Source organism: endosymbiont GvMRE of Glomus versiforme (assembly GCF_003546845.1).
Genome location: NZ_NWVA01000002.1, coordinates 123,538 through 147,181, shown reverse-complemented (window position 1 = coordinate 147,181; position 23,644 = coordinate 123,538). Strand labels below are relative to the sequence as shown.

Sequence of the window (23,644 nt, the reverse complement as noted above, 5' to 3'; positions counted from 1 at the left end):
TTATGACCATCATTAAATCGCTCAAACTCAGTTGGTTAACCGACGAAAAAATTAAAAAACTTTCCTTTGGGGAAGTAAAAAACAGCAAAACTCTTAACCCTAGCACTCTTGAACCAGAGATCGGTGGACTTTTTTGCCCGCAAATATTTGGCCCGTCTCAGAGTTATCAATGTGCTTGCCGCAGTGACCAATCACGACGAATCAAAAACCAAAAATGCGAAAACTGTGGAGTTTTAATTGCTAATTCTAATATTCGTCGGTGAAGAATGGGACACATTGCCTTAGCCAGCCCGGTTACAAACACTTTAATTCTCAAAAGCATTCTTCCTTATTTGGAACAACTACTAGAAATTCCTGGCAAATCCATCAAAGATTTAGTTTATTTTAATGCTTACGTTGTTCTAGACAAGGGTAATTCCACCGTTCTACAAAATAAACAGATTTTAACCCGTAAAATAGACCCAGAACTAATTAGCGAAATTCTGACTGAGATTATCCAAAATGACGAAAATAAAAGCAACCAAACTGTGTTAAAAAAAGCCCAGGAGTTTCAAACAAAGTTACTTGGACAAAAAAAAAAAGAAATCCAAAGTGAACTAAACCAAGTAAAAAAATCTCAACAGTTAGAGAAAAATGAAAAACAAAAGGCTAAATTAACTAAACAAGAAACTGATTTGCAAGAAAAGTTAAACCAAGCAAAGTTGGAAGTAGTTTTTTTGGAAGATTATTTGGACTTTTTACGAGAAAATTGAAAAGTAAGAATTGAAACTGGCTCTCTGGCTCTCTCTGAACTGCTAAAAACCATTGATTTAAAAGCTGAATTGAAAAAAATTGCTGAACTTTCTCCTAAAATAAAGCCGGAACAAACTACCAACAAAAAAAGATTTATTCAAGCTTTACTCAAAAATAATTTACCTTTAACTGGTTTAGTTTTAAATTATGTGCCGGTGCTTCCTGCAGGCTTGCGCCCAATAGTTAAATTAGATGATGGAAGCATTGCCATGGGTCAACTAAGCAATCTTGATTGGAAACTTATTCTTACTAATGAAAGAGTGAAAAAAATTTTAGAAGTTAATGAAAACCTCCAAACACCGATATTCTTTTTAGACATCGTTCATAATGAAAAAAGAAGATTACAAAAAGTCTTTGACCAACGACAATCAGGAGAAGGCCTTCCTAAACAAAGCACAGCCAAAAGTTTACTCCAAATATTAAGCGGCAAAGAAGGAATTTTGCGTAAATATTCACTAGGAAAAAGAGTAGATTATTCAGCTCGTTCAGTCATTTCTCCTAACCCTCACTTAACTTTGAATCAAGTAGGAATTCCAGTAGAAATGGCTTTAGCACTTTACCAGCCTTTTTTGTTGGCTTCTTCTTTAAAAAAAGGCAAAAGTTTGGAAGAAGCCAAACAAATTTTGTCGCAAAATAATTCGGAAATTTTCTCGCTTCTCAACCAAGTTATGCAAAACCGACCGGTGTTGCTTAATCGTGCCCCTACTTTGCACCGTCTAGGTATGCAAGGATTTCAGCCCGTTCTAACTTTAGGCAAAACTATTCAGTTACATCCACTCGTAACTGTGGCTTTCAATGCGGACTTTGACGGAGACCAAATGGCAGTCCTTTTACCTTTAACCAAAAAATGCCAAGAAGAAGTGCAAGCAAGAGCAATGGCGGACTCTCAGATTTTGGACCCGAAAAATGGTAATTTAATCGTTGCTCCTACTCAGGATATCATTTTAGGGATTTATTACCTGACAAGAACCCAAGTTAACTCCCCAAATGTTAAAGAAAATATTCCTCTTTATTACGAAACTAGCCAAATGGAAAAAGATTATGAAAGAGGAAAACTTAATCTCGCTGCTCCTTTATTTATTCCCTTGCCGTTAGCGGGCAAACAATTCGCTCACCAAAACGAACAAAAATTTCTCCTGACTACTTTTGGTAAGTGGAAGTTCAACCAAATTCTTCCTGCTAGTTTTCCTCATTACATTAATGATTTAGAATATTATAACAAACATCAAATTTCTCCAACTCCAGAAAATATTTTTGCTTTGCCTTTTCTTAATGGGGAGCCGAAAGATTCTCCTGGGTGGAAAAAAAAAGAGATTATTATTTTTCTCAATAAGTTAACTAAAATAGTTAGTCAAGGGGAAATGGTAAAATTCTTGGACCAATTAAAGGATTTAGGATTTGCGGCAGTTACCCAATCTGGGATTAGCATTTCTCTTTTTGATTTGCCAGAAATCACCGAAAAAAAAACTCTTTTTCAAAAAAACTGAACTCGACTTCAACAAATTGAAGATTATTATGACCAAGGTTTTTATAGTGAAGAAGAATTCACCCAGCAAAAAAATAATCTTTGAACAGAATGTAAGGAAAATTTAGAAAAAGTAATCTTTCAAAAACTAACCCAAAAAAGCAATAGTTCTTTGTATTATCTTTGAGATTCAGGAGCTCGGGCTAATATTGAAAACTTGACCCAAGTCTTTGGAATGCGAGGTAGCATGACTGACTACAAAGGCACTACCATTGAAACACCTATTTTCTCCTCTTTAAAAGAAGGTTTAAATCCTTTTGAGTTTTTCATTTCTGCTTATGGTGCAATGAAAGGAATGATGGACCAAGCGTTAAAAACTGCCGAAGCTGGCTATTTGACTCGTCAATTAGTGGAAGCAGTCCAAAATTTGATTATTACTATTGAAGATTGCCAAACCCAAGAAGGTATTTACCTTCAGGAATTGAAAGAAAATATTGCTTTTAGCCAAGAAAAAAATATTCTCATCAATCTAGCCGAAAGAATTACTGGTCGATACTTAGCCCAAGATATTACAATCAACGGTAAAATAATAATGACTAATGGCACACTTTTGTGAACAAAAGAAGTTAAACTTCTCCAAGAAAATAACATTTCCACAGTTAAAGTACGTTCTCCATTTACTTGTTCCTTAACTCGCGGAATTTGCCAAAAATGTTATGGTTGTGATTTAAGCAAAAACCAGGAAATAGTTGAATTAGGAACTGCCGTAGGAATTATTGCCGCTCAATCATTAGGAGAACCCGGAACACAATTGACAATGCAAACTTTCCATACTGGAGGTGTAGCCGGAGAAGGAGACATTGTTCAAGGATTACCTAAAGTAAAAGAAATTTTAGGCAATGTTCTTCCTGACAAAAAAAAACAAGCAGTTTTAGCCCAAGAAACCGGAGAAATAATTGAAATTACTGAAGACAAAGAAAACCAGCAAATCACTATCAAACAAAAAACTGAAAGTCAGGAATTCACTTATAGTTTTAACTCAGAAAAAAAAGTGAGAGCAAAAGTAGGGCAAGAGGTGCAAAAAGGAAAAAGTTTAACTGCTGGCAAAATCAATTTAGAAAAATTGCTAGAAATAGTTGGTCGGGAGGCTTGCCAAAATTATATCAAAGAAGAAATTTGAAAAGTTTATTACGCTCAAGGAATTAGAGTAAACGAAAAACACATTGAATTATTTGCTCGTCAAATGTTAGGAAATGTTGAAATAACTAAGACTGGAGACAGCAATTGCTTAACTGGCGATATTATTAATAATCAAGAGTTTTTTCAAACTAACCAAGATTTAAAAGCAAAAAGCAAAGAACTAGCCCAAGCCAGAAATCTAGTTTTTGGCTTGAAGCAAATAGCAAAGTTTTCACCTTCTTTCCTAGCCAGTATTTCTTTCCAGGAAACTTTGAAAGCTTTAATTAACTATTCTATTTTTCAACCCATTGATTATCTTCAAGGAATAAAAGAAAACTTAGTAGTCGGTCAATTAGCACCAATTGGCTCAGCCTTGGAAGAACGTCAAAAATGGGTCAGTAAAAAAAAGATTATTCGGAAAATTTAAGAACATTCTTTTCTCTTTTTTGACTTCAGGAAGAAAAAGCTTGCCTAAAATTTTTCTTTCAAGAAAGTTTAGTTTGAAAAGGAATGAAATTAATTTATGCTAAACTTTTCATTTATTCGTCTACTAAAGAAATAATTAGTGGTTTGGTTTTTGGTAAATCCTGAGAAATTAAGTCTTGCATTTTTTCTTTAATCTGTTTTTTTAGTTCATCAACAGGAGATTTTTTCTTGTCATTAACTAGTTTATGGAGATTTTTTTTTCAATTATGCACCAAAAATTTGTTTTTTTCCATGTTCAAAAAGCCATAAGTAAAAAGATAAGGTAAATCAAATTTTTGTTGAACTTGGTTATAAAAGGTAATGACGACCACCACACCAAAATGAGACATTTGTTGGCGCAGGTCAAGATAATCCTTTCACCAATCACCCTGAATGATTTTTTGATTGAAAACATAGTGAGGAGTGGTATCAATTTTTTGGTTAGTTAAAAAGAATTGGGTGGGTTTATTTTCTTCTTCTCTTGCTTGGACCACTTCTCCATTTTGACAAACAAAAACGTTGTCAATTGGAACTCCTGTCTCTTGAGCCAAAGAACCATGAACCTTTAACATGCGAAAATCACCATGAAAAGGCATGAAATAGCGAGGTTTAGTTAAAGTCAGCATTAATTTTAAATCCTCTTGACAAGCATGACCTGAGGCGTGGAGTAATTCTTCTTTACTGTTTTCATAAATAGTGGCTCCTAGTTCGATTAATTTGTTATTAATTGCTTCTAAGTTATAACGATTATCCATAATTGGTGAAGAAGTTAAAATCACGGTATCACCACGAATAATTTTTCAGTCAGGATGGATTTGATGAGCTAAGCGGCTTAAAACTGCTTTGGCTTCTCCTTGGGAACCAGTGCAAAAGATAATCAATTTTTGCGGAGGAATTTTTTTTTCAAAAGCTGACTTGACGAAAATTGAATTATCGATTTTTCACAAACTAACTTTTTGAATAGCTTTTAGCATTTTTGTTAATGAAGAACCTAGAAGGAGAATTTTTTTGTCATATTTTTTAGCAATCTCAATGATTTTTTTTAAACGGTATACATTAGACGCAAAAGAAGTAATGATTGCTCGTCCGGGAGCTTGGGAAATAATAACTTCTAAACGCGAAATTATTTTCCTTTCCGTAGGAGTAGTACCCGGAACCTCCGCATTAGTGGAATCACTTAAAAGCAAATCAACTCCTTTTTTTCCTACCTCTGCCAATTTAACTAAGTCAGTTTTTTCTCCAATCTCGGTTCAGTCAAATTTAAAATCACCAGTAAGAACTATGCGAGAATGAGAAGTTTCCACAATTAATCCAAAAGAGCCTGGTATTGAATGGGTTACCCGGAAAAAGTTAACTCGAAATTCAGCAGTGCGAGCAACTGTTTCATCAGAGAAAATAACACCTTTGAGCAAGTTTTCTTTATTGCCAAGTTTTCCTTTTAACAAAGCCAAAGAAAAAGCCGAGCCATAAATTGGGAATTCATAACCAATTTCTTCTAAAAGATATGGCATTCCGCCAATATGGTCTTCATGGCCATGAGTAATAAATAGTCCTTTTATTTTTTCTTTATTTTCTTTCAAATAAGCAAAGTTAGGAATCATCCCATTAGCCAAATTATAACCATTGTTTAAGAACTTAATTCCGCAATCAATAATAATTAAATCTTCATTTTTTTCAATTATATAGCAATTTTTTCCTACTTCGTGTAAGCCACCCAGGGCTAATATTTTTAAATTTTTATTCATTTTTGTTGTTTATTTCTTTTGATTTCTCTTCTGGTAGTTGCTTAGATAAAATTACTTCTCGCGAATTTTTTTCTTGAAGCTTCTCTTTAATTTGTTTATTTATAATTCTTTTACGTGATTGCAAGTCCTTTGTTTGATTGTCAATAATGTTAAGTTCACTAATTAGTTCAGTTATTTCTTGCCTTAACTGTTTTATTTTATTTTCTTCAATAACTACATCAACTATTTCTTCCTCTAATTTAAAATCTATTAAATGGTAATAATCTTGCTTGCGTCCATATCTTTCATCTGTATTGATTTCAATTTTTATCGTTAATATGTCGCCGACTTTTAACTTGTTTTCCTCAATAGCATTTCATTGCTCAAGTTCAAGTTTATTTTCAAAAACATAAGCGGAAATTTTTTCTGCTGGCGTTCTTTGCTCTTTATCTTCGCTATTTTCATCTAATTTTTGAAAAATTAAAACATAAAAAACTTCGCCAAATCTTTCATTACTCCTATAAATTTTTCTCTTACGTTTTCCTAAATATTTAACTCTATATTCCATGTAAATTTTTTTATTTTGTCGAATTTGGCACGCCCAGAAGGAGTCGAACCTTCTACCCTTTGAACCGCAATCAAATACTCTTGTCCGTTGAGCTATGGGCGTAAGCATAATTAAAGTGTTAAGAATTCTTTATTATTAATATTTTTAAGAGATTGCAACAAGAAAAAGATTTATCTCTAACTTAAAATTAATTAATAAACACAGAATATGAATGAGCAACAATTAGAAAATTTAAATGAAGCACCAATAAACCAAGTGAATATTAAACAAATAATTAAAAATTACAAACTTACTTTTCCTTGTCCACATTGCGAAAAGGAAATCAATGATGAACATTTTAGTAAAGAACACCGAGCGTTTAATTACATTAGTGAACAAATAAGAGAATTAGTGGAAAAATATTTTCTTTCTCAGGAAAATGAATATCGAAAAAAATGGTTAAAAGAGTTAGAGGCAAACCGCACTTATGAAAATCTTCCAGCTGTGAAAGAAATAAAAAAAAACTTAGAATTCCAAACTAAAAAAATTGCTGAATTACAGTCTTCCGAGTATATTGAAAAGTTGGAAAGGGTTCGCAAATTAAACGAAGAAAATAACGAATTACGCAATCAAATCCAACTATTAATGATAAAAAGCCGAGCAGTTAAGAGAAAAGGAGAAGACTTTGAACACTATGTTTCTGGCGAATTAAATCGCGTTTTTTTCGGTAAAGACAAAATAGAAAAAATTAACCAAACCCAGACCGGCAAAAAAGCTGATTTTATTCAAGAAGTACTAACAGAGACAGAACCTAAAAAAATCGCTGGCAAAATAATTTATGAGGCCAAAGATACTGAAAAATGGAGCGATGAATGAATACATAAGTTAGATAAAGATATGATTAATTTTAAAGCTGACTTTGGTATTATTATAGCTGCTTGTGAGAACGGCGAGCCTTTGCGTTGTGTAGACCCTCGTAAAAAAATTTATGTTAGCGACGATGCTAACTTTACTTATATTGCTAAAATAATGCGAGATACCATTATACAAAGATATAATTTATTGGAAACAGTTAACAATGATAGGGACAGCAAAGAAAAAAGAATTAGGAGCCTTGATGAATGAGTGGGCAACAAATTGCCTCAATATCTTTCACGTTTAGAAAAAAAATTAGCAGATTTAAATAATAATACTGACAAAATTAGCCGAGCGGCACAAAATTTAAAAGATTTAGAAACTGATATTCGCAAAATAATTTTGGAAGAGATAAGAACTGAATTAAGTAATCTTTAATATTTTTAGTAACCAGCCAAAAATATTTCGAAAAAAAAAAAAAAACAACAAAATTCTCTTGCTTAAGATAACATGGCAAAGTTATTGGTTTAATTGCTTTTTTTAAAAAGAACAAATGAAATTAAAATTTTTTATTATGTATTACATACCGAGAATTGCAAGTCAAATTTCTTCTAATGTTTTGGGAATTGTAGGAATTTTTCTCTTTTCTTTCCTGTTTGCTTTTATTACTTGCTAAATTACTTTTTTTTCTTTCTTTTCGCAAAATTAAAAACGAACTGCGCAAATCTCGGTCTCCTTTTTTGGCAATGCTTATTTATTCGTGAAAATTTAGATTAAAATTCTTTTTTTGTTCAACTTTTATTTTCTTTTTTTTAACTTTAATCACGTTTATTTTTATTCTTTGCTCCTAGCAAGTTTTTTTAGCCTTTTGTTCTTTTTTACTTTTCTTTGATTTATTTATATGGTAGGGCCTGGGGGATTCGAACCCCCGACCTCTTGTTTGTAGGACAAGCATTCTAAAACCGCTGAACTAAGGCCCTATATTTATTATTTTTAATTACAAATGGCACCCACGGAGAGAATCGAACTCTCAACCTGATGCTTAGAAGGCATCTGCTCTATCCATTGAGCCACGTGGGTTCATAGTAAAATTTTAAGTAAATGCAAAGAAAAAAAGCCAGCAGTAAATATAAATGAAATTTTACTCATCTTTTTCCTCATCAACAAGCGTGAGAAAAAGAATTAAACAATCTCAATCAAATCATTCAAAAATTAGCAAGTCTTCGGGGAAAACTCAACGAATTAGAGAACTTTTACCAATATCTTCAACGAGAAAAAGAACTAACTTTTCAATTAACAAAACTAGGTCAATATTTACATTATGCTGATTTAGATTTAACCAACTTGGATTTTCAAAGATTAAATACTCTATATACTAATAAATGCCAAGAAATTAATACTTCTTTGTCTTGAATTGACCCTGAACTAAAGAAAATCGGGGCATTAACTATTACCAAATGAATTAAACAAAATAAAGACTTACAATCTTATCAACATAAATTTGAATTATTTTTTCGCTTAGCCAAATATATTTTGCCTGAAGACAAAGAAAAATTATTGAGCCAAGTAAGCATTTCCCGACATATTGCTAATGAACTTTATGACACTTTGGCTTATGCGGACCGACAACCAGTTTTCGTTGATTACCAAGGACAAAAGCAAAAATTAACTTTAACTTTGTATACCGAAATTATGGAAAAATCGCAACCAAAAGAAGACCAAGATTTTCGTTATGAAGTTAGCCAAAAATGAGTTGCTTATCTTAATGACAAAAAACACTCTTTTGCCAAGGTTTACGAAGGAATTTTGCGAACAAGCGTAGAAGAATTGTCCCTTCGTGGTTACCAATCCACCTTAGAAATGGGATTAATTGGGAACAACATTCCTAATGAAATTTATGCAACTTTAATTCAAGCGGGACAAGAAAATGCTAAACTTTATCGCGAGTTCCTCCAAATCAAAAAAAAATTCTTTGACCTAACAAATTTTTATGCTACTGATAATAGTTTAAAAATAGTTCCTCAATACCAACGACAATTTACTGTTGAAGAGGCTGTTGTCTTAATCAAACGAGTACTCCAAATTTTGGGTCCAGAATACCAAGAAAAATTAAATTTAGCGTTGCAACCCGGAAGAATCGATTACTATGAAGATACTAATAAACGTGATGGTGCCTATTCCGCTGGCGGAAACGGAGTTGAGCCTATTATTTTAATGAACTGAGATGATACTTTAAATTCAGTTAATACCCTAATTCACGAACTGGGTCATTCTGTTCACACTTTATTTGCTGAGGAAAATCAACCTTATCCTAATGCTGGTTATCCTATTATTTTAGCCGAAGTGGCTTCTACCCTTAATGAACATTTGCTATTTGATTATCTTTATCAAAACAGCCAAACCAAAGAAGAAAAAATTTACTTGCTTCAAAGTCATATTGAAGAAATTGTAGGCACTTTCTTTCGCCAAATTCAGTTTGCCAAATTTGAATGAGAATCCCACCAAATGGTAGAAAGAGACACCCCCCTTAATGCTGACCTCTTGGCCGACTTATTTCAAAAAATTAATGAAGAGTTTGGTGCTGACATTTTAGACAAAAAAGACCCCAACAAAAAATCCTATGCTTGACCACGAATTTCTCATTTTTTTCATTCTCCTTATTATGTTTATAAATACGCTGTGGCAATTACAATTTCTTTTAAATTATACCAAGAAATCAAAGATAACAAAGTTACTAATTTATTGAAATTCTTAAAGTCAGGGGGGCATAAAGACCCTTTGGCTATTTTCCAGGACATTGGCATTGACTTGAATAAAGTTGACATTTACCAGCCACTATTAAATAACTTAAAAGAAATGATTAAAGAATTAAAAAGTAAACTCCAAGTTTGCTAATTTTCCTTATGGGCAATAAAATTATAATATATGAATAGAATCGTGAAGCAAAGAATGAAAGGAATCCGTCTTTAACTATGGCAGCACCAGAAATAAGAAAAGAACGGGTTAATATTACAACTATTGGTCATGTTGACCACGGTAAAACCACTTTAAGTGCGGCGATTACTAAATATTTGTCCAGTAAAGGAAGAGCCAAATTTAAAGATTATGGAGAAATTGACCGGGCTCCGGAAGAAAAAGCGCGAGGAATTACTATTAATGCTGCTCATGTTCCATTTGAAACTGAAAATAGAGCTTATTCTTTAATTGACTGTCCAGGACATGCTGATTATGTGAAAAACATGATTACGGGAGCCTCCCAAACTGATGGAGCTATTTTGGTCGTTGCTGCCACTGATGGTGTGATGCCTCAAACTAGAGAGCATTTGCGTTTAGCTCATCGAATTGGGATTAAACATTTAGTAGTCTTTATTAACAAAGCAGATATTGTTGACGATTTATCAATAATTGAGTTAGTAGAAATGGAGGTTCGTGACTGCTTAACTAAGTACGGATTTAATGGTGTGGAAACCCCTGTTATCGGAGGCTCAGCTAGATGTGTTTTAGATGGAAAAAATCCCGAAATAGGTGAGAAGAAAATTGAAAAATTGATAGAGACTATTGATAATTTTCCTTCCCCGATTCGTGATATATCTAAACCTTTTTTAATGCCGATTAGTGACAAATTTACTATCAGTGGTCGCGGAACTGTAGTAACCGGTACACCGGAACGAGGAGTGCTAACAGTAAATTCTGAGGTAGAAATTGTGGGTTTGCCACAGACAAAAAATGCTCCGTTAATTATTAAAACAAAAGTTGTTGAAATTCAGGAAAACCACTTGCCTTTAAAAGAAGGCAAGCCGGGCGATGACCTTGCTATTCTTTTACAAAAAATCAAACTTGAAGATGTTACCAGGGGTCAAGTGTTAGCAGCACCAGGAAGCATTAAACCACGCACTAAATTCGAAGCAACTGCTTACATTCTTACTAAGGAAGAAGGAGGGCGACACACTCCTTTTGGCGGAAGTGAAAGAGAAAGCAAAAAAGATAAAAAAAGTGGAAAGGAGTATCGACCCCAATTTCATTTTTTTACAGCCGATGTTACTGGTAGTATCCAACTTTCTGAAAACATTGAAATGGTAATGCCTGGTGATACTGTAGACTTCACGGTAAAACTAGTTGAGCCATTAGCTTTTGAAAATAGTGATAATTTTATCATCCGCGAAGGTGGAAAAACTATTGGTGAAGGAAAAGTTACTAAAATTATTGAATAATTAACAAAATATCTATATAAAAGATAACTTATGAATATTTACCAAAAAGTTTTTGCAGTTCAACAAGACCCAAAAATGGCTAAACTGGTGCGAACTGAATTTAATAAATTTCAAAATTATCGCTATTTTACCGAGTCCCAAATACTAATTAAATTAAGACCTTTATTAAAAGAAAAAAGATTAATTTTATTGTTTAGTGACAGCAAAGAGCAAGGATTTATTCATGAAAAACTGGAAAAAGAACACGTGGTAAAATACACCAAAAAAATGGAAATAATTGATATTGACAAGCCAGAAGAGAAAATAATTGAAGAATTTTGAGCATGTGGGCAGAATATAGACTTGGCTAAAGCCAAAGGAGCAGCCGATACTTATGCTATCAAATATTTTCTCAGCAAATTCTTCTTGTTGCCAGCTACTGACGACATTGACCCTGACAAATGAGGGACTGCCAAGTAAAGTTTTTTGCTAATTAATTAACTAAAAGGAGTAAAATAAATAATAATACTCTAATATGCCTCAGGCTGCCATTTTCACGCCCGCAATTATTCAACAAAAAAAAAAAAGTAAATTTAAACTACTCTGATTGGTTTTTTGTAATATTGTCAAAAATAATCTTAGTTTGTTTCTTTTTAACGTTTTTTTGGCCATTATCACTGCTATAATTAACTTTAATATTCGCTTGAACTTGAAAGAAGCGTTTGCGGAGAGACCGCATATGTCTATCTTAGATTACAAAGGATTTAATTTTAGTTTTTTCCCCTTTGGCCGCTTGGTCGAAGGAATAGGCTTTTGAGGATTTTTCTTATCTTTTCTGTTTTTATCACTAATTGGTAAAGGAATATTTTCTCTTTTACATTATTACTGGATGAATTATTCCTACGAACGAATAGAAAATGACTTAACCAAAGATTTATTTCGACATTTTATTCAAGCCAAATATCCTCATTCTTTCCAGGTTTCTCGAAATTTATTTACTCAATTTACCCTTTTGGACCGAGTGGCTCGGGATACTTGGTTTATTGTCAATCGTGGATTTTATGTTTTTACTTCCCTAATTTTTCTTTGTACTTTTGACTTTATTGCTCGAACGAGAAATTATGGCTTTCCTTTACGTTTTACTTTGGTAGTTTTATTTCTTTTTGCAGTCACTTTTGCCATTCAATATTTCCTTTTCAAGCGAGCCACGAAATTAAATATTGCAAAAAAACACCGCTACGAAAAAGAAAATCGTCATATTTTTGAAAGAATTAATAATTTGGAGTATATCAAAACTACTTCAGGTGAGAATTGCGAACAAAAGAAACTAAATAAATTACTGGACCGTAATTTTCAAAAAAACAAAAAATCTCTTTTATGGAGTGTGTTTTTTCAAGCAATCCCTCAATTTATCTTAATTCCGAACATTAATATTTTCTTTATCGTACTCTCGGGTCTTTCCACTTTTTGGCTGGTTCCTAGTCCCGCCGAAAATCAACTTTTTTTCTTTGTCACTTTTGCTCTAATTCACGCTACTGTTTCTGATTTGCGAGGCGAGGTAGAAAAAATGGTCCAAGCGAGTGCAAATTTAGATGACCTTTCGGGTGATTTATCCTTGGTAATGGAAAGCGTGAAAACTCTTCATGAAGAAAAAAAAACTCTCCCTGCTAATTTACCCTTCGAAAACGGTGATATTGCTTTCAAAAAAGTGGTTTTTGCTTATCCTGCTCGACCAAATAACATTATTTTACGAAATTTCACTTTTTGTTTTTATCAAGGCAAAAGTTATGGGATTGCCGGAAAAAACGGCATTGGTAAAAGCACAGTAACCAAAACTTTATTGAAACTTTACGACCTGCGTGAAGGAGAAATAACTATTGCCAGGAAGAATATCCAAGACATTGACACAAAAAATCTTCACGAACGAATTTGTTATTTAACTAATCGACCGGGGTTTTTCCAAATGTCGATTGCTGAGAATGTTTTTTATCCTTATTCTTCAGCAGAAAATGAGTATAATGAGGAAAAATTAGAACAATTAACTCATGCCGCAAAGAGTGTCGGGATTTGAGAATTTATTGAAACTTTGCCCCAAAACTTCCGAACAAAACTTAAAGAAAGAGGCGGTGACCTTTCCGAAGGACAAAAACAACAAATTGCTACCATGCGCATTTTTGTGCGAGATTATGACATTTATATTTTTGATGAAATTTTAAGCAATGTCCAAAAAGATTTAAAAGTAAAGATTCTCACTAATATTTTTTCTCACTTAAAAAACAAAACAATTATTGTGATTGACCATCATTATGATATTTTCCAATATATTAATGAAGTTTATCAATTCACAGGAGAAAGACTAATTAAGTTGGAAAAAGAAGAATTACTAGGAAAAGAAAAAAAATAAATAAAAGAATAATGTTTTTACAAATCTTTGTTTGAATATTGGCGGAGGCGAGAGGAATCGAACCCCTGTCTTCAGACTTGGAAACTGTTATTCTACCACTTAACCACACCTCCTTGCTATAAATAAATTTTTATGTTATTATGTTAAAAATTTGCTTATAGAGTGGATCTGATGGAATGGTAGTCATGCTGGGCTTAAAATCCAGTGCTTTTATGCGTGAGGGTTCAAGTCCCTCGGTCCACACCAGATAAAATAATAAATAAGAATAAAGTTAAAAAGTGGGTCTGATGGAATTGGACAGTCATGCAAGAATGAGGTTCTTGTGCCTTTAAAGCGTAAGGGTTCGAGTCCCTTGACCCACACCAAATGAATAAAACATGAAAATTATCACTCAACGAAAAAATACTCATAAATTCAAAATTATTAGTCGAGAAAAAACTGCTGGTCTTCAACTTACGGGCAACGAAATTAAAGCAATTCGTAACTATCAGATTTCCATTAGTGATGCCTATATTTTGCCTTATAAAGGTGAATTGTTTCTTCATAAAACTTTTATTTCCCCCTACCGTTATGCTAGTCAATTTTCTCAACCTGATAACATTAGCAAAAAGCCTCGCAAATTATTAATGAAAAAGCAAGAAATAAAGCATTTAATTACCCAAATAAAAACTAAACATTATAATTTAATTCCTTTACGAGTATTTATTAATGAAAGAGGTTGAGCCAAAACGGAAATTGCCTTGGTACAAACTTTAAGAAAATACCAGATAAAGAGAGATATTAAAGATAAAGAAATTAAAAGAAAACTACAAAGACGAGAATATGACTAATAGCAGACAAAAATTATTTTTTCTTTTTTTTCACCAAAAGATAAATAACTGGGAAAATAGCAATACTTAAAAAGCCGAATATTAATAATGGAGAAAATTTATTTAGTTTTTGCTTGTTTTCTAGTTCATTAGTTTCTTTCTTTTTATAATCATTGCAACATTCAAGAGAACAAAATGCTAGCTCTTGCCCTTTTTCGGTAATTTTTATTCGAGTAATAGTTGGCATGTCTTTCGGTAAATCGGCTTTTCTAATTTCTTTGCCGCAAGAAAAACAATATTCTCTCACTTTTTTATTATCTGGCGAATCCAGCTCTTTCAATCATTTTTCTCTTTCTCTTTTTCACTTTACGTCTTCTTGTTTTTCTTTTTCATTATTTTCCTTTCATTCAGCATCTTTTTTTCTCTTATCTTCTCCACCTTCTATGGTAAAATAATCAGGTCCTTCTTCTGCCTCTTGGTAATGATAATATGGTTTACCAAAACTGCCACAATTTCCTTTTCCCCGAGCAATAACTACGTCTATTTCGTCTTTTTCCGAACCAAAAACTTTTAAACGTAATTCTTTCTTGGCTTTTTCTGATTTTATAGTATAAGTAATTGTGCCGGTTTCATTATCCGAAACGGTATAATCCTCGTTTAGTTTAAATTTTTTGATTTCACCTTCAATTTTCTCTAAATCTAAATTTCCTGGTTTTATATTCATATAAGTATTTTAACTCATAGTGACAAATTTGGAGATTTCAATCAAATGCGAAAGAAAAACAGTACAAAAAAAGACTTAAAAATTTATTTATAAGGAAATGAATAAAGCCAAAGACATTACTAGTTATCTTAAAAATTATGGTTTTTTCTTCCCTAATGCAGAAATTTACCAAGGGCTAGCGAAGTCTTGGGATTGCGGACCAAACAGTGCTGAATTGAAAAGAAAATTAAAGGATTTATGGTGAAAATATTTTATCACTTCTCAGCCTTATAACATAAGTTTAGACAGTTCAATTCTTACTCACCCACGAGTATTAGAAGCCTCAGGACATTTAAAAGAATTTCATGATTGGCTTGTAGAATGCAACAAATGTAAAAAGAGATATCGTTTAGATAATTTAGTTTCTGTTAAAGAATTTAATGATTTTCTAGCCTTAGAGAACAAGAGCGAATATATTGTTAAGCAAAATTGTCCTTCCTGCGACAAAAATGAATTCACCAACCCACGACAATTTAATTTGCTTTTAAGTAGTGACTTACAAATAACTAATCAAAAAAAGGAAAATATTGTTTACCTTCGCCCAGAAACTTGCCAAGGAATATTTATTAATTTTTCAGCAATTCAAAGAAGCATTCGAAAAAAATTACCTTTTGGGGTGGGACAAATTGGGAAAAGTTTTCGCAATGAAATTACCCTCCACCATGGCATTTTTCGCACTCGAGAATTCGAACAAATGGAGTTAGAATTTTTTTGCTCTCTTGAAGAAAAAGAAAAATGATGAGAATACTGAAACCAAAAAGCCTGAAGTTTCTTAACTAGTTTGCTTGTCAATGATAAAAAAAAAGCCCAAAAAAAAGCACTTAGCCAAGAAGAATTACCGCATTACGCTAAAAAAACCACAGACTTATATTTTCAATATCATTTTGGTGAAGGGGAATTATGCAGTATTAGCGACCGTGGAGATTACGACTTAAAAAATCATAGCGAAAAATCAGGAGAGAAATTAAAAGTAGAAGGAACAACTCCTCATGTAATTGAAATATCTTTTGGTGTTGAAAGATTAATGTTAGCCATTTTGGAAGATGCTTACCAAGAAGAAACCGTAAAAAATTCCAAAGGAGAAAAAAAAAGAGAAGTATTAAAATTACATCCTCTTTTAGCCCCTTATTTTGTGGCAGTTATTCCTTGAAAAAAATCATTGCGGGAAAAAGCCCAGCAAATTTACCAAAAATTATTAACCGAAATTAATTTTTCCGTAATTTATGAAGAAACTGATAGCATTGGCAAAAGTTACCATTATCAAGATGCCATTGGCACTTATTACTGTTTAACAGTAGACGACCAAACTCTAAATGATGAAACAATAACAGTTAGGGAAAGAGACAGCAGAGAGCAATTTCGCTTTTCTTGCCAGGAACAGGAATTAAGTCAATTTCTCAATCAAAAATATCAAGAATGCTGAAAAAAGTTAATAAAAATTTAATATGAAAAAAATCTTTAATAAGTGAATAATTAGTATTTTGTTGTTAGCAGGTTTAGTTGGTGGCGGTTATCTCATTTATCGCCATTGAAAGAAAAATCATTCAACCGAGCAAAATAACACGCAAATTAAGAATTTTGAAAAGGTAATCCAACAATTAAAGCAGGAAACTCAATATAATAAGGAATATTATAATAAACTTCTTAATAATACGCTAAAAGAAGGCGAAGGTAGCATCCCTCGTGATGAACCACCAAAAATTCCTAATTGGGAACAAAAAAACGAAAAAACTGAAAAACTAGAAAAAGAATTTCAGCAAGCGTGAAAGGAGTTTTACGACATTAAAATTAAAATCGGTGAATATTGAAATAAAATAGAAAAAGAAACTGCTGATAACGTAAAATTACATGAAATCCAAAAAAACTGAGAATCAATGACTTTTAAGTTAGACCAAGACCAAGGAGTTAATGCTCGCTTTAATGATTTTATTAAAACTTTCTTTCACCGCTTTTTAACCAAAAAAGGACTATCCCGACCCGAAGTCGATTTTAAAGGTTTTGGAAAGTTTTATATTGAACCTAACTGAGCTTCCGGAAAAGTATCCGAAATGGGTAATTGCGGAGCTCCGGAAGACGATAAAGATATTCCACTTACGCCAGACGGTAAAAAAATAACTCGCTTACCAATAATAATCAAACTTAACCAAATGTATTTGCTGAATAATGGAAAAAATGGCAGTATGGATAAATTTATCTTTAAGATTGAAAGAAATTCCAAAGGCGAAGTAACTAACATCCACTCTTTAATTATAGATTTTGATAGTTTAATTGATACTATTGCTCACGAATTAGCCCATGCGGTTCAAGAAGTAATAAATATGGACGATTGAAAAATGGGTGAAAGAGGCATGATATTAAGCCAATGCGAAAGCAGCGGAGAAGGAGAAAGAAATGACCCCACCGACCCTCTTAAATTAACCAAGCCAAAATACCCTGAATGAGTAAAAGAACACACTCAATTGACCAAAGAAATTAAAGAAATAATTGTTAACTCTTCTGAATATAAAGAATTTGAAAAATGATGAAAATCACCTTAATTTTTACTAAAATTAGTAGAATTTACTTAAAGTAATTAAAAATAAAATGACTTTTTTTACTTAAATTTTATTTATCTTTTTTGAAAGGAAAGCGTAAGCGATTTAAAATTTCTTCTAACTTTTCTGAGTCTAATTTCATTCCTAACTTTTTTTCAATAAATTCTTGGTTAATAGTAATAATTTTTTTATTTTTCTGCTTTTCTTCTTTTGTTCAACTAATTATTTGCTCTTTTCCTTCTGGACAAATTTCTTTAATTAACTCAATTGCTCGACCCAAAGCATAGTTGCCAAAGGGTAAATTATGTTTTTTACTAAAATATTGGCTGGCTTGGGTAGAAATTGCTAAACGCTGACTGGTTTTTTTGATAACATAAGGAACAAAGCAAGCACTTTCAATTAAAATATTAACAGTTTGGTTATTTACTGCTGTGGCTTGGCTTCCACTAATTCCCGCTAAACTTATTATTTCTTGACCAGCAGAAATTACCATATCTTCCACGCTTAGGGAAAAGGTTTTTCCTAAAAGAATGGTTATTTTTTCTCTTTCAAGGGCTTGCCGAACAGTAATTTCCTTGCTGGCCAGTTGGTTATAATCATAAATATGTAAAGGCTGACCGATTTCAAGCATTACCAAATTAGCAATGTCAATGACATTATTGATTGGGACAATGCCATTACTAGCCAAATAATCTTTTATTCGTTGTGGTGAAGGGTTAATTTTGACATTTTGAATTAAAGCCAGTTTAATTTGGGAACAATGAGAAGTATTGATAGTGATTTTACCTCAACTTGTTTCTTGCTTAGTTGAATTATTTAGTTTTTTTTGGCTTGTTAATGGTAAATTTAAAGGATAATTTAATAAAATACTTATTTCTTGGGCAATTCCCCATCAAGAAAAAAGGTCTAAGCGATTTGGTAAAGGAGTGAATTGTCAATTTTTTTCTACTATTTCAGTTTCTAGCCCTAATTCAGCCAATTTTTCAGCAATTTTTTGCGGTTGAGCATTTTCAGGAAAAATAAGGTGACTTTTTAGCCAGTTTCAAGGTATATACATTTAATATAGTTTCTAATAACTTATTTTTTTATAAGTATTCTAAACAATTTTCAAAGCATCTCCTTTTAAATTTTTCTTATTCAATAATTCAATGAATTTTTCATTTTTTTATAATTCCTTGGTCTGCTCGGGTTAAAAAACTAGGTCTTTGGAAACTGATCTACTTCTTTTAAGGGACAACCAAATCTAAGGTCTAAATTGAGATATAATGAGTGTTCATCTAATGCCGTAAAAGGAATTTTGCTAATAAGGATTTGATTTCTTTGTTGGATGCTATTACTTTTTCTTTATTTAAATTTATAGAGTTAGTAAAAATATAATAATAATGAAAAATCTTTGTTTCGTTGGCATTTTTAAGTTTACGCCTATGGCTCAGTGGACAGAGCATCTGACTTCGGATCAGAAGATCGGGGGTTCGAATCCCTCTAGGCGTGCCAAAAATAAAATTTATTTATAATGCATATTAATACTACTTATCAACTAATCAAAAGTTTGGCAGAAAGAGAAAAAATTGCAGAAAGCCGAGTTATTGAGTTGTTTATTTCTGCCATTCAAGAAATTTATCAGCAAAAAGTTAACGACCCAAAAGAGTTACGGGTAACTTTTGATGCGGAAGAAAAACAGTTTTTGGCTTATCAAGTTTATCGAATTGTGGAGAAAGTTAATGACCCAAACCAAGAAATCACTTCCCGAAATGAATTGCTTCAAGAAGAAAAAGCCCAAATTCAAGAAAACTGCTTGCTTTTACCATTAGATTTGAAAAAAATAACTACTTATGAAGAAATCTTGCCTCAGTTTCGCCTTTGCTTGCAAAAAAGCCAGCAAAAGAAATGGTATGAAGAATTTTTACCTTTGCAAGGAAAAATTGTGGAAGGAACAGTTCACGAAGTTTATCCTCGCTATTGCTTGGTAAGTTTACTGGGAGGAAAAGGAATTGGTTACTGAAACAAAGATGAGTGACTATCCCAGAAAGCTCCTAACATAGGACAGCAAAGAAGATTTTTAATTAAGGAAGTGAAAAAGGAGGGTGAATATGCTGTCAATCTCGTTTGCCGTGATGAAGAATTTCTGCGCAAACTATTAGAAATTGAAATTTTCGAAATCAATAAAAGAGAAATAATTATTCGAGACATTTTACGTCAGCCAGGAGCAATTAGTAAGATAATTGTGTCTGGTAAGGATCCACACATTAATGTGAAAGGCACTTGCATTGGAAAAGGAGGAGAAAGAGTTAGGATTATTAAAAAGGAAATGGAAAAAGAAAGAATTGAATTTGCGGAGTGAAAAGAAAATAAAAACGAGTTAATTGCCGAGCTTCTTTTACCAACAAATGTTCTTTATCTTTGCAAATTGCAAGAAAAAAAAGAATTAATAGTTGTTGTTTCACCAGAACAAAAAAGTTTAAGTTTGTCTTTAGAAGGCAAAATAATTCAACTAATTGAAGATTATCTAAAAATCAAAATTCTTATTCAAACTCCCGAAGAAATAAAGGAAAAAAATGTTGTTATTCTTTGAACACCTGATAAAAGAGATTGACAAGAAAGAACCAAAACTTATCCAGAAAAACATCAATATGACCCAGGACAATAATCAATTATTATTGGAATTACTGAAAAATAAATTATCTGCCAAAAATTGGCAAGAAATAAAAGATAAAACCTTTTTTTATGCTGGCAATTTGAAATTAACTGATTTAAGCCAAATTTTTCAAGTTCCTGTTAAACAAATTATCACCTTCTTTTGGGATAAAGGAATAATTGTTAACCAAGAACAAAATCTCTCACCGCAACTAATTGAAAATTATTGCCAAAGTCACGGAATAAAAGTTGTGAAGCAAAAAAATTCTTCTTTTGATTCAATTATTGAAGAGTATTTTCACCAAATTAACCAACAAGAAAATTTAGTTTCTCGTCCACCAGTAGTTAGCATAATGGGACACATTGACCACGGCAAAACTACTCTTTTAGATACTATTCGGGGAAGTCAAGTTCAAAAAGAAGAAAAAGGCGGCATTACCCAAAAAATCAGCATTTATCAAGTAACTTTTCAAGAAAAGAAAATAACTTTTTGTGATACCCCAGGGCATAGTGACTTTATTAAAATGCGTCAACGAGGAATTTCCTTAACTGATTTGGTGGTATTAGTAATTGATGCCAAAAATGGCATAATGTCTCAAACCAAAGAAATCATTAATTATCTTCACGAATACCAATTGCCAGTAATTGTTTTTTTTAATCATAAAAAACCTTCTGAAACGGATAACGAAACTAATTTAACTAAATTAAAGTCACAGGTGCAGGAGTATGGTTTAACTCCAATAGAATGAATTTCTGGCAGTGTCCGCGAAAAAAAAGATGCCGACCAACTTTGCGAAAATATTCTTTCAATAAGTGAGATTGGCCAATGAAAAGCCAATCCCCAATTACCGGCTTGCGGTCTGGTTATTGACAGTAAATTAAGTTCAAAATTAGGGAAAATTGCTCTCCTTCTAGTCCAAAATGGCACTTTGCGAGAAAAAGATTTACTTCTCACTAATGGAAAAATAGGAAAAATTAAAAGAATGACTGATTTTCAAAAAAAAAACCTTAACCAAGCCTTTCCTGGCGACCCGGTGCAAGTAATTGGTTTGGACTTTCTGGCCGAAGTTGGAGAAAAATTTTTAACTATTTCTGATGACAAATTAGGTAAAAAAATCAGTAAATTATTAACTGATTACCAAAAAGAAAGAAGTGAAATTGATTTGGTTAGTCAATCAACTACTTGGCTAAACCCCGAAGTTGAGAAACAAAAAGTTATCAATTTATTAGTGATTGCCGATACCCAAGCTTCTTTGGAAGTGCTTACTGACCTAGTTGAAAATAAAGCCATTAATGATTTATCTTTTCAAATCATTGCTAGTTCAGTTGGAAACATCCCTGACCAATTACTTAACTTAGCGAAAATCACCCGGAGTTATTTGCTCATCTTTAACTTAAAATTAAGCAAAGAAATTCGTCAAAGATTCAAGGAAAACGAACTCAAATGGTTCCAGAGCGATATCATTTACGAAGTAGAAGAAAAACTTGAGAAATTAATCAAAAGAACCAAAGAAAAAAAGCAGGTAGAAAAAATTTTAGGAACAGCCGAAGTCACAAAAATAATCTATTTCTCCAAAGTCGGCAATATTGCCGGTTGCCAAGTAACCGACAGAATAATTGAACGCAATAATTTAGTTCATGTTTCTCGCCAAGGGCAAAAAATTTTTTCTGGAAAGATTAAAAGTTTACAAGTGGAAAAAGAAAAAACCAGTGAAGCGAGGAAAGGTCAAGAATGTGGAATAGTATTAGAAGGATTTGATGACTTTCAAGAAAAAGACCAAATTATTAGTTATCGTTGGGAGGAAGAAGATGTTAGTTAAAACCAATTTTCACCATGCCAGATTAGAAAGTGCATATGCCCGAGAAATTGCTTTCATTTCTCAAAAATTAATTCATCAAAAAGAACTGCCACTTTTTTCCATTAGTTATTGTTCTTTAAGCACTAAAGCCGAAAACTTAAAAGTTTACTTAGTTTTTGCCAATGAAGAAGACCAAAAATTTCTTAATATTATTAGTAAAAATTACTTGCCGCTCATTAAAAAGCATCTCGCAAAATCAAAAAAATTTGCCCGCTTGCCTAAGATAACCCTCTTGCTGGACCAAGGACTAAAGAAAATTAGTGATTTAGAAAAGATTATTCAAAAAATCAAATAATGCCGCAAATTCAATTACTAACAGAAAAACAGACAGAAGTATTAACCAGTGTCGCAAGTATTGTAGTTGTTGTTTTTTTATTAATTTTAACTGGATTTTTTAACTTTATTTCTTCTTTATATTCCGATATTGATATTTCTAAAATTGATTTATCGAAAGTTAACCGAAGGAAAAAAAAAGTCAAAAAACTTATTTACGTTATTAAAAATAACTATTTCCTTTTTGTAGGAGCTTCAGTCTTATCGGTGCTTTTAAATGTTGCCATTTCGCGAATTATTTTTGCTGGCTTTTTTGGAAAACCTATTATTCCTCTTAATGAAAAGGAAGCATGAAATTTAATTATTGAAATATTTACCATCCTTTTTTTAGTTATTTTCACCGAAATATTTGTACGTTATCTCGCTGAAAAAGAATTTGCCAAGCGCCGAATACTTAATCCTTTTTTTCTTAATTCTGCTAATTTAATTACCCGAGTAATGGCTTGACCTTTGCGTTGGATAATCAAAGAAAAAAAACTTTCTCCTTATAGAGAACAGGATCTTATTCGCTTAATAGGAAATTTAGAAGCGGAAAATGTTCTCGAACCCCAAGAAGTTCGTTTATTAAGAGCCGCTTTTAATTTCGATGAGGTAACTATTGAAAAGCACTTTAGACTCCGCAAAAAAGTAATTTTACTTTCTACAGAAATGACTTTTAAGGAAATTCAGCAAGTTTATTATAAATATCATTATACTCGCTATCCTGTCCTTTCCGAAAAAAGAACATTAGTCGGCATCTTAAATTTTAAAACACTTAGTTTAAAAATGAAAGACAAACAAGATGATTGACACGAGTTTATTGAAAAAAAAATTAATTATCTTGAGATAAATGCTAAACTAAATACTGCTTTTGAGACTTGTCAAAAAACTTGTCAACATTTAATTATTGTGGTTGATAAACAAAAAAAATTCATTGGTATTATTACCCTGGAAGATATTTTGGAAAGTTTGGTTGGCAAAATTACCGATGAAAATGAAATCTCTCTAAAAGGAGGCTCGGAAAGTTAACAAAGGTTATCGGTTTTTCTTCTCTGGAATTCACCAGAGTTTCGTAGACCTTGCTGCTCGATTTATACTTTTTCATTGATTTT

The 23,644-nt window shown here is 32.3% G+C and carries 17 protein-coding genes and 5 tRNA genes; 15 read left to right on the top strand and 7 right to left on the bottom strand.

All coding sequences use genetic code 4. The features are described 5' to 3' along the window. Positions 1–2 precede the first annotated feature (2 nt). Positions 3–3,863 carry a DNA-directed RNA polymerase subunit beta' gene (gene rpoC, locus GvMRE_RS04340; RefSeq protein WP_147410048.1) on the top strand — a complete coding sequence of 1,287 codons (3,861 nt, stop codon included), beginning with the start codon at positions 3–5 and terminating at the stop codon, positions 3,861–3,863. Positions 3,864–3,975: 112 nt separating this feature from the next. Here the strand turns inward: rpoC and GvMRE_RS04335 are convergent, their stop codons facing one another. From GvMRE_RS04335 to GvMRE_RS04325, 3 genes are all read right to left on the bottom strand, one after another. Next, positions 3,976–5,646: a ribonuclease J gene (locus GvMRE_RS04335; protein WP_147410047.1), complete on the bottom strand. Its 1,671-nt coding sequence runs from the start codon at positions 5,644–5,646 to the stop codon at positions 3,976–3,978. Beyond that, a complete protein-coding gene (locus tag GvMRE_RS04330; RefSeq protein WP_147410046.1) occupies positions 5,639–6,193 on the bottom strand; it encodes a hypothetical protein in 555 nt (184 codons plus the stop codon). The genes GvMRE_RS04335 and GvMRE_RS04330 overlap by 8 nt, the downstream gene beginning before the upstream one ends. Positions 6,194–6,218: 25 nt before the next feature. Continuing rightward, positions 6,219–6,295 (bottom strand) — tRNA-Arg (locus GvMRE_RS04325). A 105-nt stretch (positions 6,296–6,400) separates the two neighbouring features. Between GvMRE_RS04325 and GvMRE_RS04320 the strand changes: the two genes are divergently transcribed. After that, the gene (locus tag GvMRE_RS04320) at positions 6,401–7,465 is read left to right on the top strand and encodes a DUF2130 domain-containing protein (RefSeq protein WP_147410045.1); all 1,065 of its coding nucleotides are present in this window, start codon (positions 6,401–6,403) and stop codon (positions 7,463–7,465) included. A gap of 464 nt (positions 7,466–7,929) precedes the next feature. On the opposite strand, the gene GvMRE_RS04315 is transcribed toward GvMRE_RS04320, so the two are convergent. Continuing rightward, a tRNA-Val gene (locus GvMRE_RS04315) sits at positions 7,930–8,007 on the bottom strand. Between the two features lie 24 nt (positions 8,008–8,031). Then, positions 8,032–8,107, bottom strand: a tRNA-Arg gene (locus GvMRE_RS04310). A 21-nt stretch (positions 8,108–8,128) separates the two neighbouring features. On the opposite strand from GvMRE_RS04310, the gene pepF reads away from it, so the two are divergent. The 6 genes from pepF to GvMRE_RS04280 all read left to right on the top strand — a co-directional run bounded on the left by pepF (position 8,129) and on the right by GvMRE_RS04280 (position 14,451). Continuing rightward, complete coding sequence (gene pepF / locus GvMRE_RS04305; protein ID WP_147410044.1) at positions 8,129–9,922, top strand: oligoendopeptidase F; 1,794 nt, start codon at positions 8,129–8,131, stop codon at positions 9,920–9,922. Positions 9,923–9,999: 77 nt separating this feature from the next. Continuing rightward, positions 10,000–11,238 (top strand): elongation factor Tu, encoded by a 1,239-nt coding sequence (locus GvMRE_RS04300; protein WP_147410043.1) that lies wholly within the window; start codon positions 10,000–10,002, stop codon positions 11,236–11,238. Between the two features lie 30 nt (positions 11,239–11,268). Further along, positions 11,269–11,697, top strand: a complete 429-nt coding sequence (locus tag GvMRE_RS04295) for an ERF family protein (RefSeq protein WP_147410463.1) — start codon at positions 11,269–11,271, stop codon at positions 11,695–11,697. A 55-nt stretch (positions 11,698–11,752) separates the two neighbouring features. Beyond that, on the top strand, positions 11,753–13,621 hold the full coding sequence (locus GvMRE_RS04290; RefSeq protein WP_147410042.1) for an ATP-binding cassette domain-containing protein: 1,869 nt from the start codon (positions 11,753–11,755) through the stop codon (positions 13,619–13,621). 162 nt (positions 13,622–13,783) lie between these two features. Beyond that, positions 13,784–13,867: transfer RNA gene (locus GvMRE_RS04285), tRNA-Leu, on the top strand. Positions 13,868–13,998: 131 nt separating this feature from the next. Then, positions 13,999–14,451 (top strand): SsrA-binding protein, encoded by a 453-nt coding sequence (locus tag GvMRE_RS04280; RefSeq protein ID WP_147410041.1) that lies wholly within the window; start codon positions 13,999–14,001, stop codon positions 14,449–14,451. A 13-nt stretch (positions 14,452–14,464) separates the two neighbouring features. Here the strand turns inward: GvMRE_RS04280 and GvMRE_RS04275 are convergent, their stop codons facing one another. Further along, positions 14,465–15,154, bottom strand: a complete 690-nt coding sequence (locus GvMRE_RS04275) for a hypothetical protein (protein WP_147410040.1) — start codon at positions 15,152–15,154, stop codon at positions 14,465–14,467. A 97-nt stretch (positions 15,155–15,251) separates the two neighbouring features. Between GvMRE_RS04275 and GvMRE_RS04270 the strand changes: the two genes are divergently transcribed. Then, positions 15,252–16,637 (top strand): glycine--tRNA ligase, encoded by a 1,386-nt coding sequence (locus GvMRE_RS04270; protein WP_147410039.1) that lies wholly within the window; start codon positions 15,252–15,254, stop codon positions 16,635–16,637. Position 16,638: 1 nt separating this feature from the next. Continuing rightward, positions 16,639–17,730 carry a hypothetical protein gene (locus GvMRE_RS04265; protein ID WP_147410038.1) on the top strand — a complete coding sequence of 364 codons (1,092 nt, stop codon included), beginning with the start codon at positions 16,639–16,641 and terminating at the stop codon, positions 17,728–17,730. A 67-nt stretch (positions 17,731–17,797) separates the two neighbouring features. Here GvMRE_RS04265 and GvMRE_RS04260 read toward each other — a convergent pair whose 3' ends face one another. Beyond that, positions 17,798–18,784 (bottom strand): phenylalanine--tRNA ligase beta subunit-related protein, encoded by a 987-nt coding sequence (locus tag GvMRE_RS04260; RefSeq protein ID WP_147410037.1) that lies wholly within the window; start codon positions 18,782–18,784, stop codon positions 17,798–17,800. A 361-nt stretch (positions 18,785–19,145) separates the two neighbouring features. On the opposite strand from GvMRE_RS04260, the gene GvMRE_RS04255 reads away from it, so the two are divergent. From GvMRE_RS04255 to GvMRE_RS04235, 5 genes are all read left to right on the top strand, one after another. Continuing rightward, positions 19,146–19,221, top strand: a tRNA-Arg gene (locus GvMRE_RS04255). Positions 19,222–19,240: 19 nt separating this feature from the next. After that, entirely contained in the window at positions 19,241–20,374 is a 1,134-nt protein-coding gene (locus tag GvMRE_RS04250; RefSeq protein ID WP_147410036.1) for a NusA N-terminal domain-containing protein, read from the top strand. After that, entirely contained in the window at positions 20,358–22,181 is a 1,824-nt protein-coding gene (gene infB, locus GvMRE_RS04245; protein WP_172575253.1) for a translation initiation factor IF-2, read from the top strand. Before GvMRE_RS04250 ends, infB begins: the two co-directional genes overlap by 17 nt. After that, positions 22,171–22,515, top strand: coding sequence for a ribosome-binding factor A (locus GvMRE_RS04240; protein WP_147410034.1), 345 nt, complete (start codon positions 22,171–22,173; stop codon positions 22,513–22,515). Before infB ends, GvMRE_RS04240 begins: the two co-directional genes overlap by 11 nt. After that, a complete protein-coding gene (locus GvMRE_RS04235; protein WP_147410033.1) occupies positions 22,515–23,561 on the top strand; it encodes a CBS domain-containing protein in 1,047 nt (348 codons plus the stop codon). Before GvMRE_RS04240 ends, GvMRE_RS04235 begins: the two co-directional genes overlap by 1 nt. Positions 23,562–23,644 lie beyond the last annotated feature (83 nt).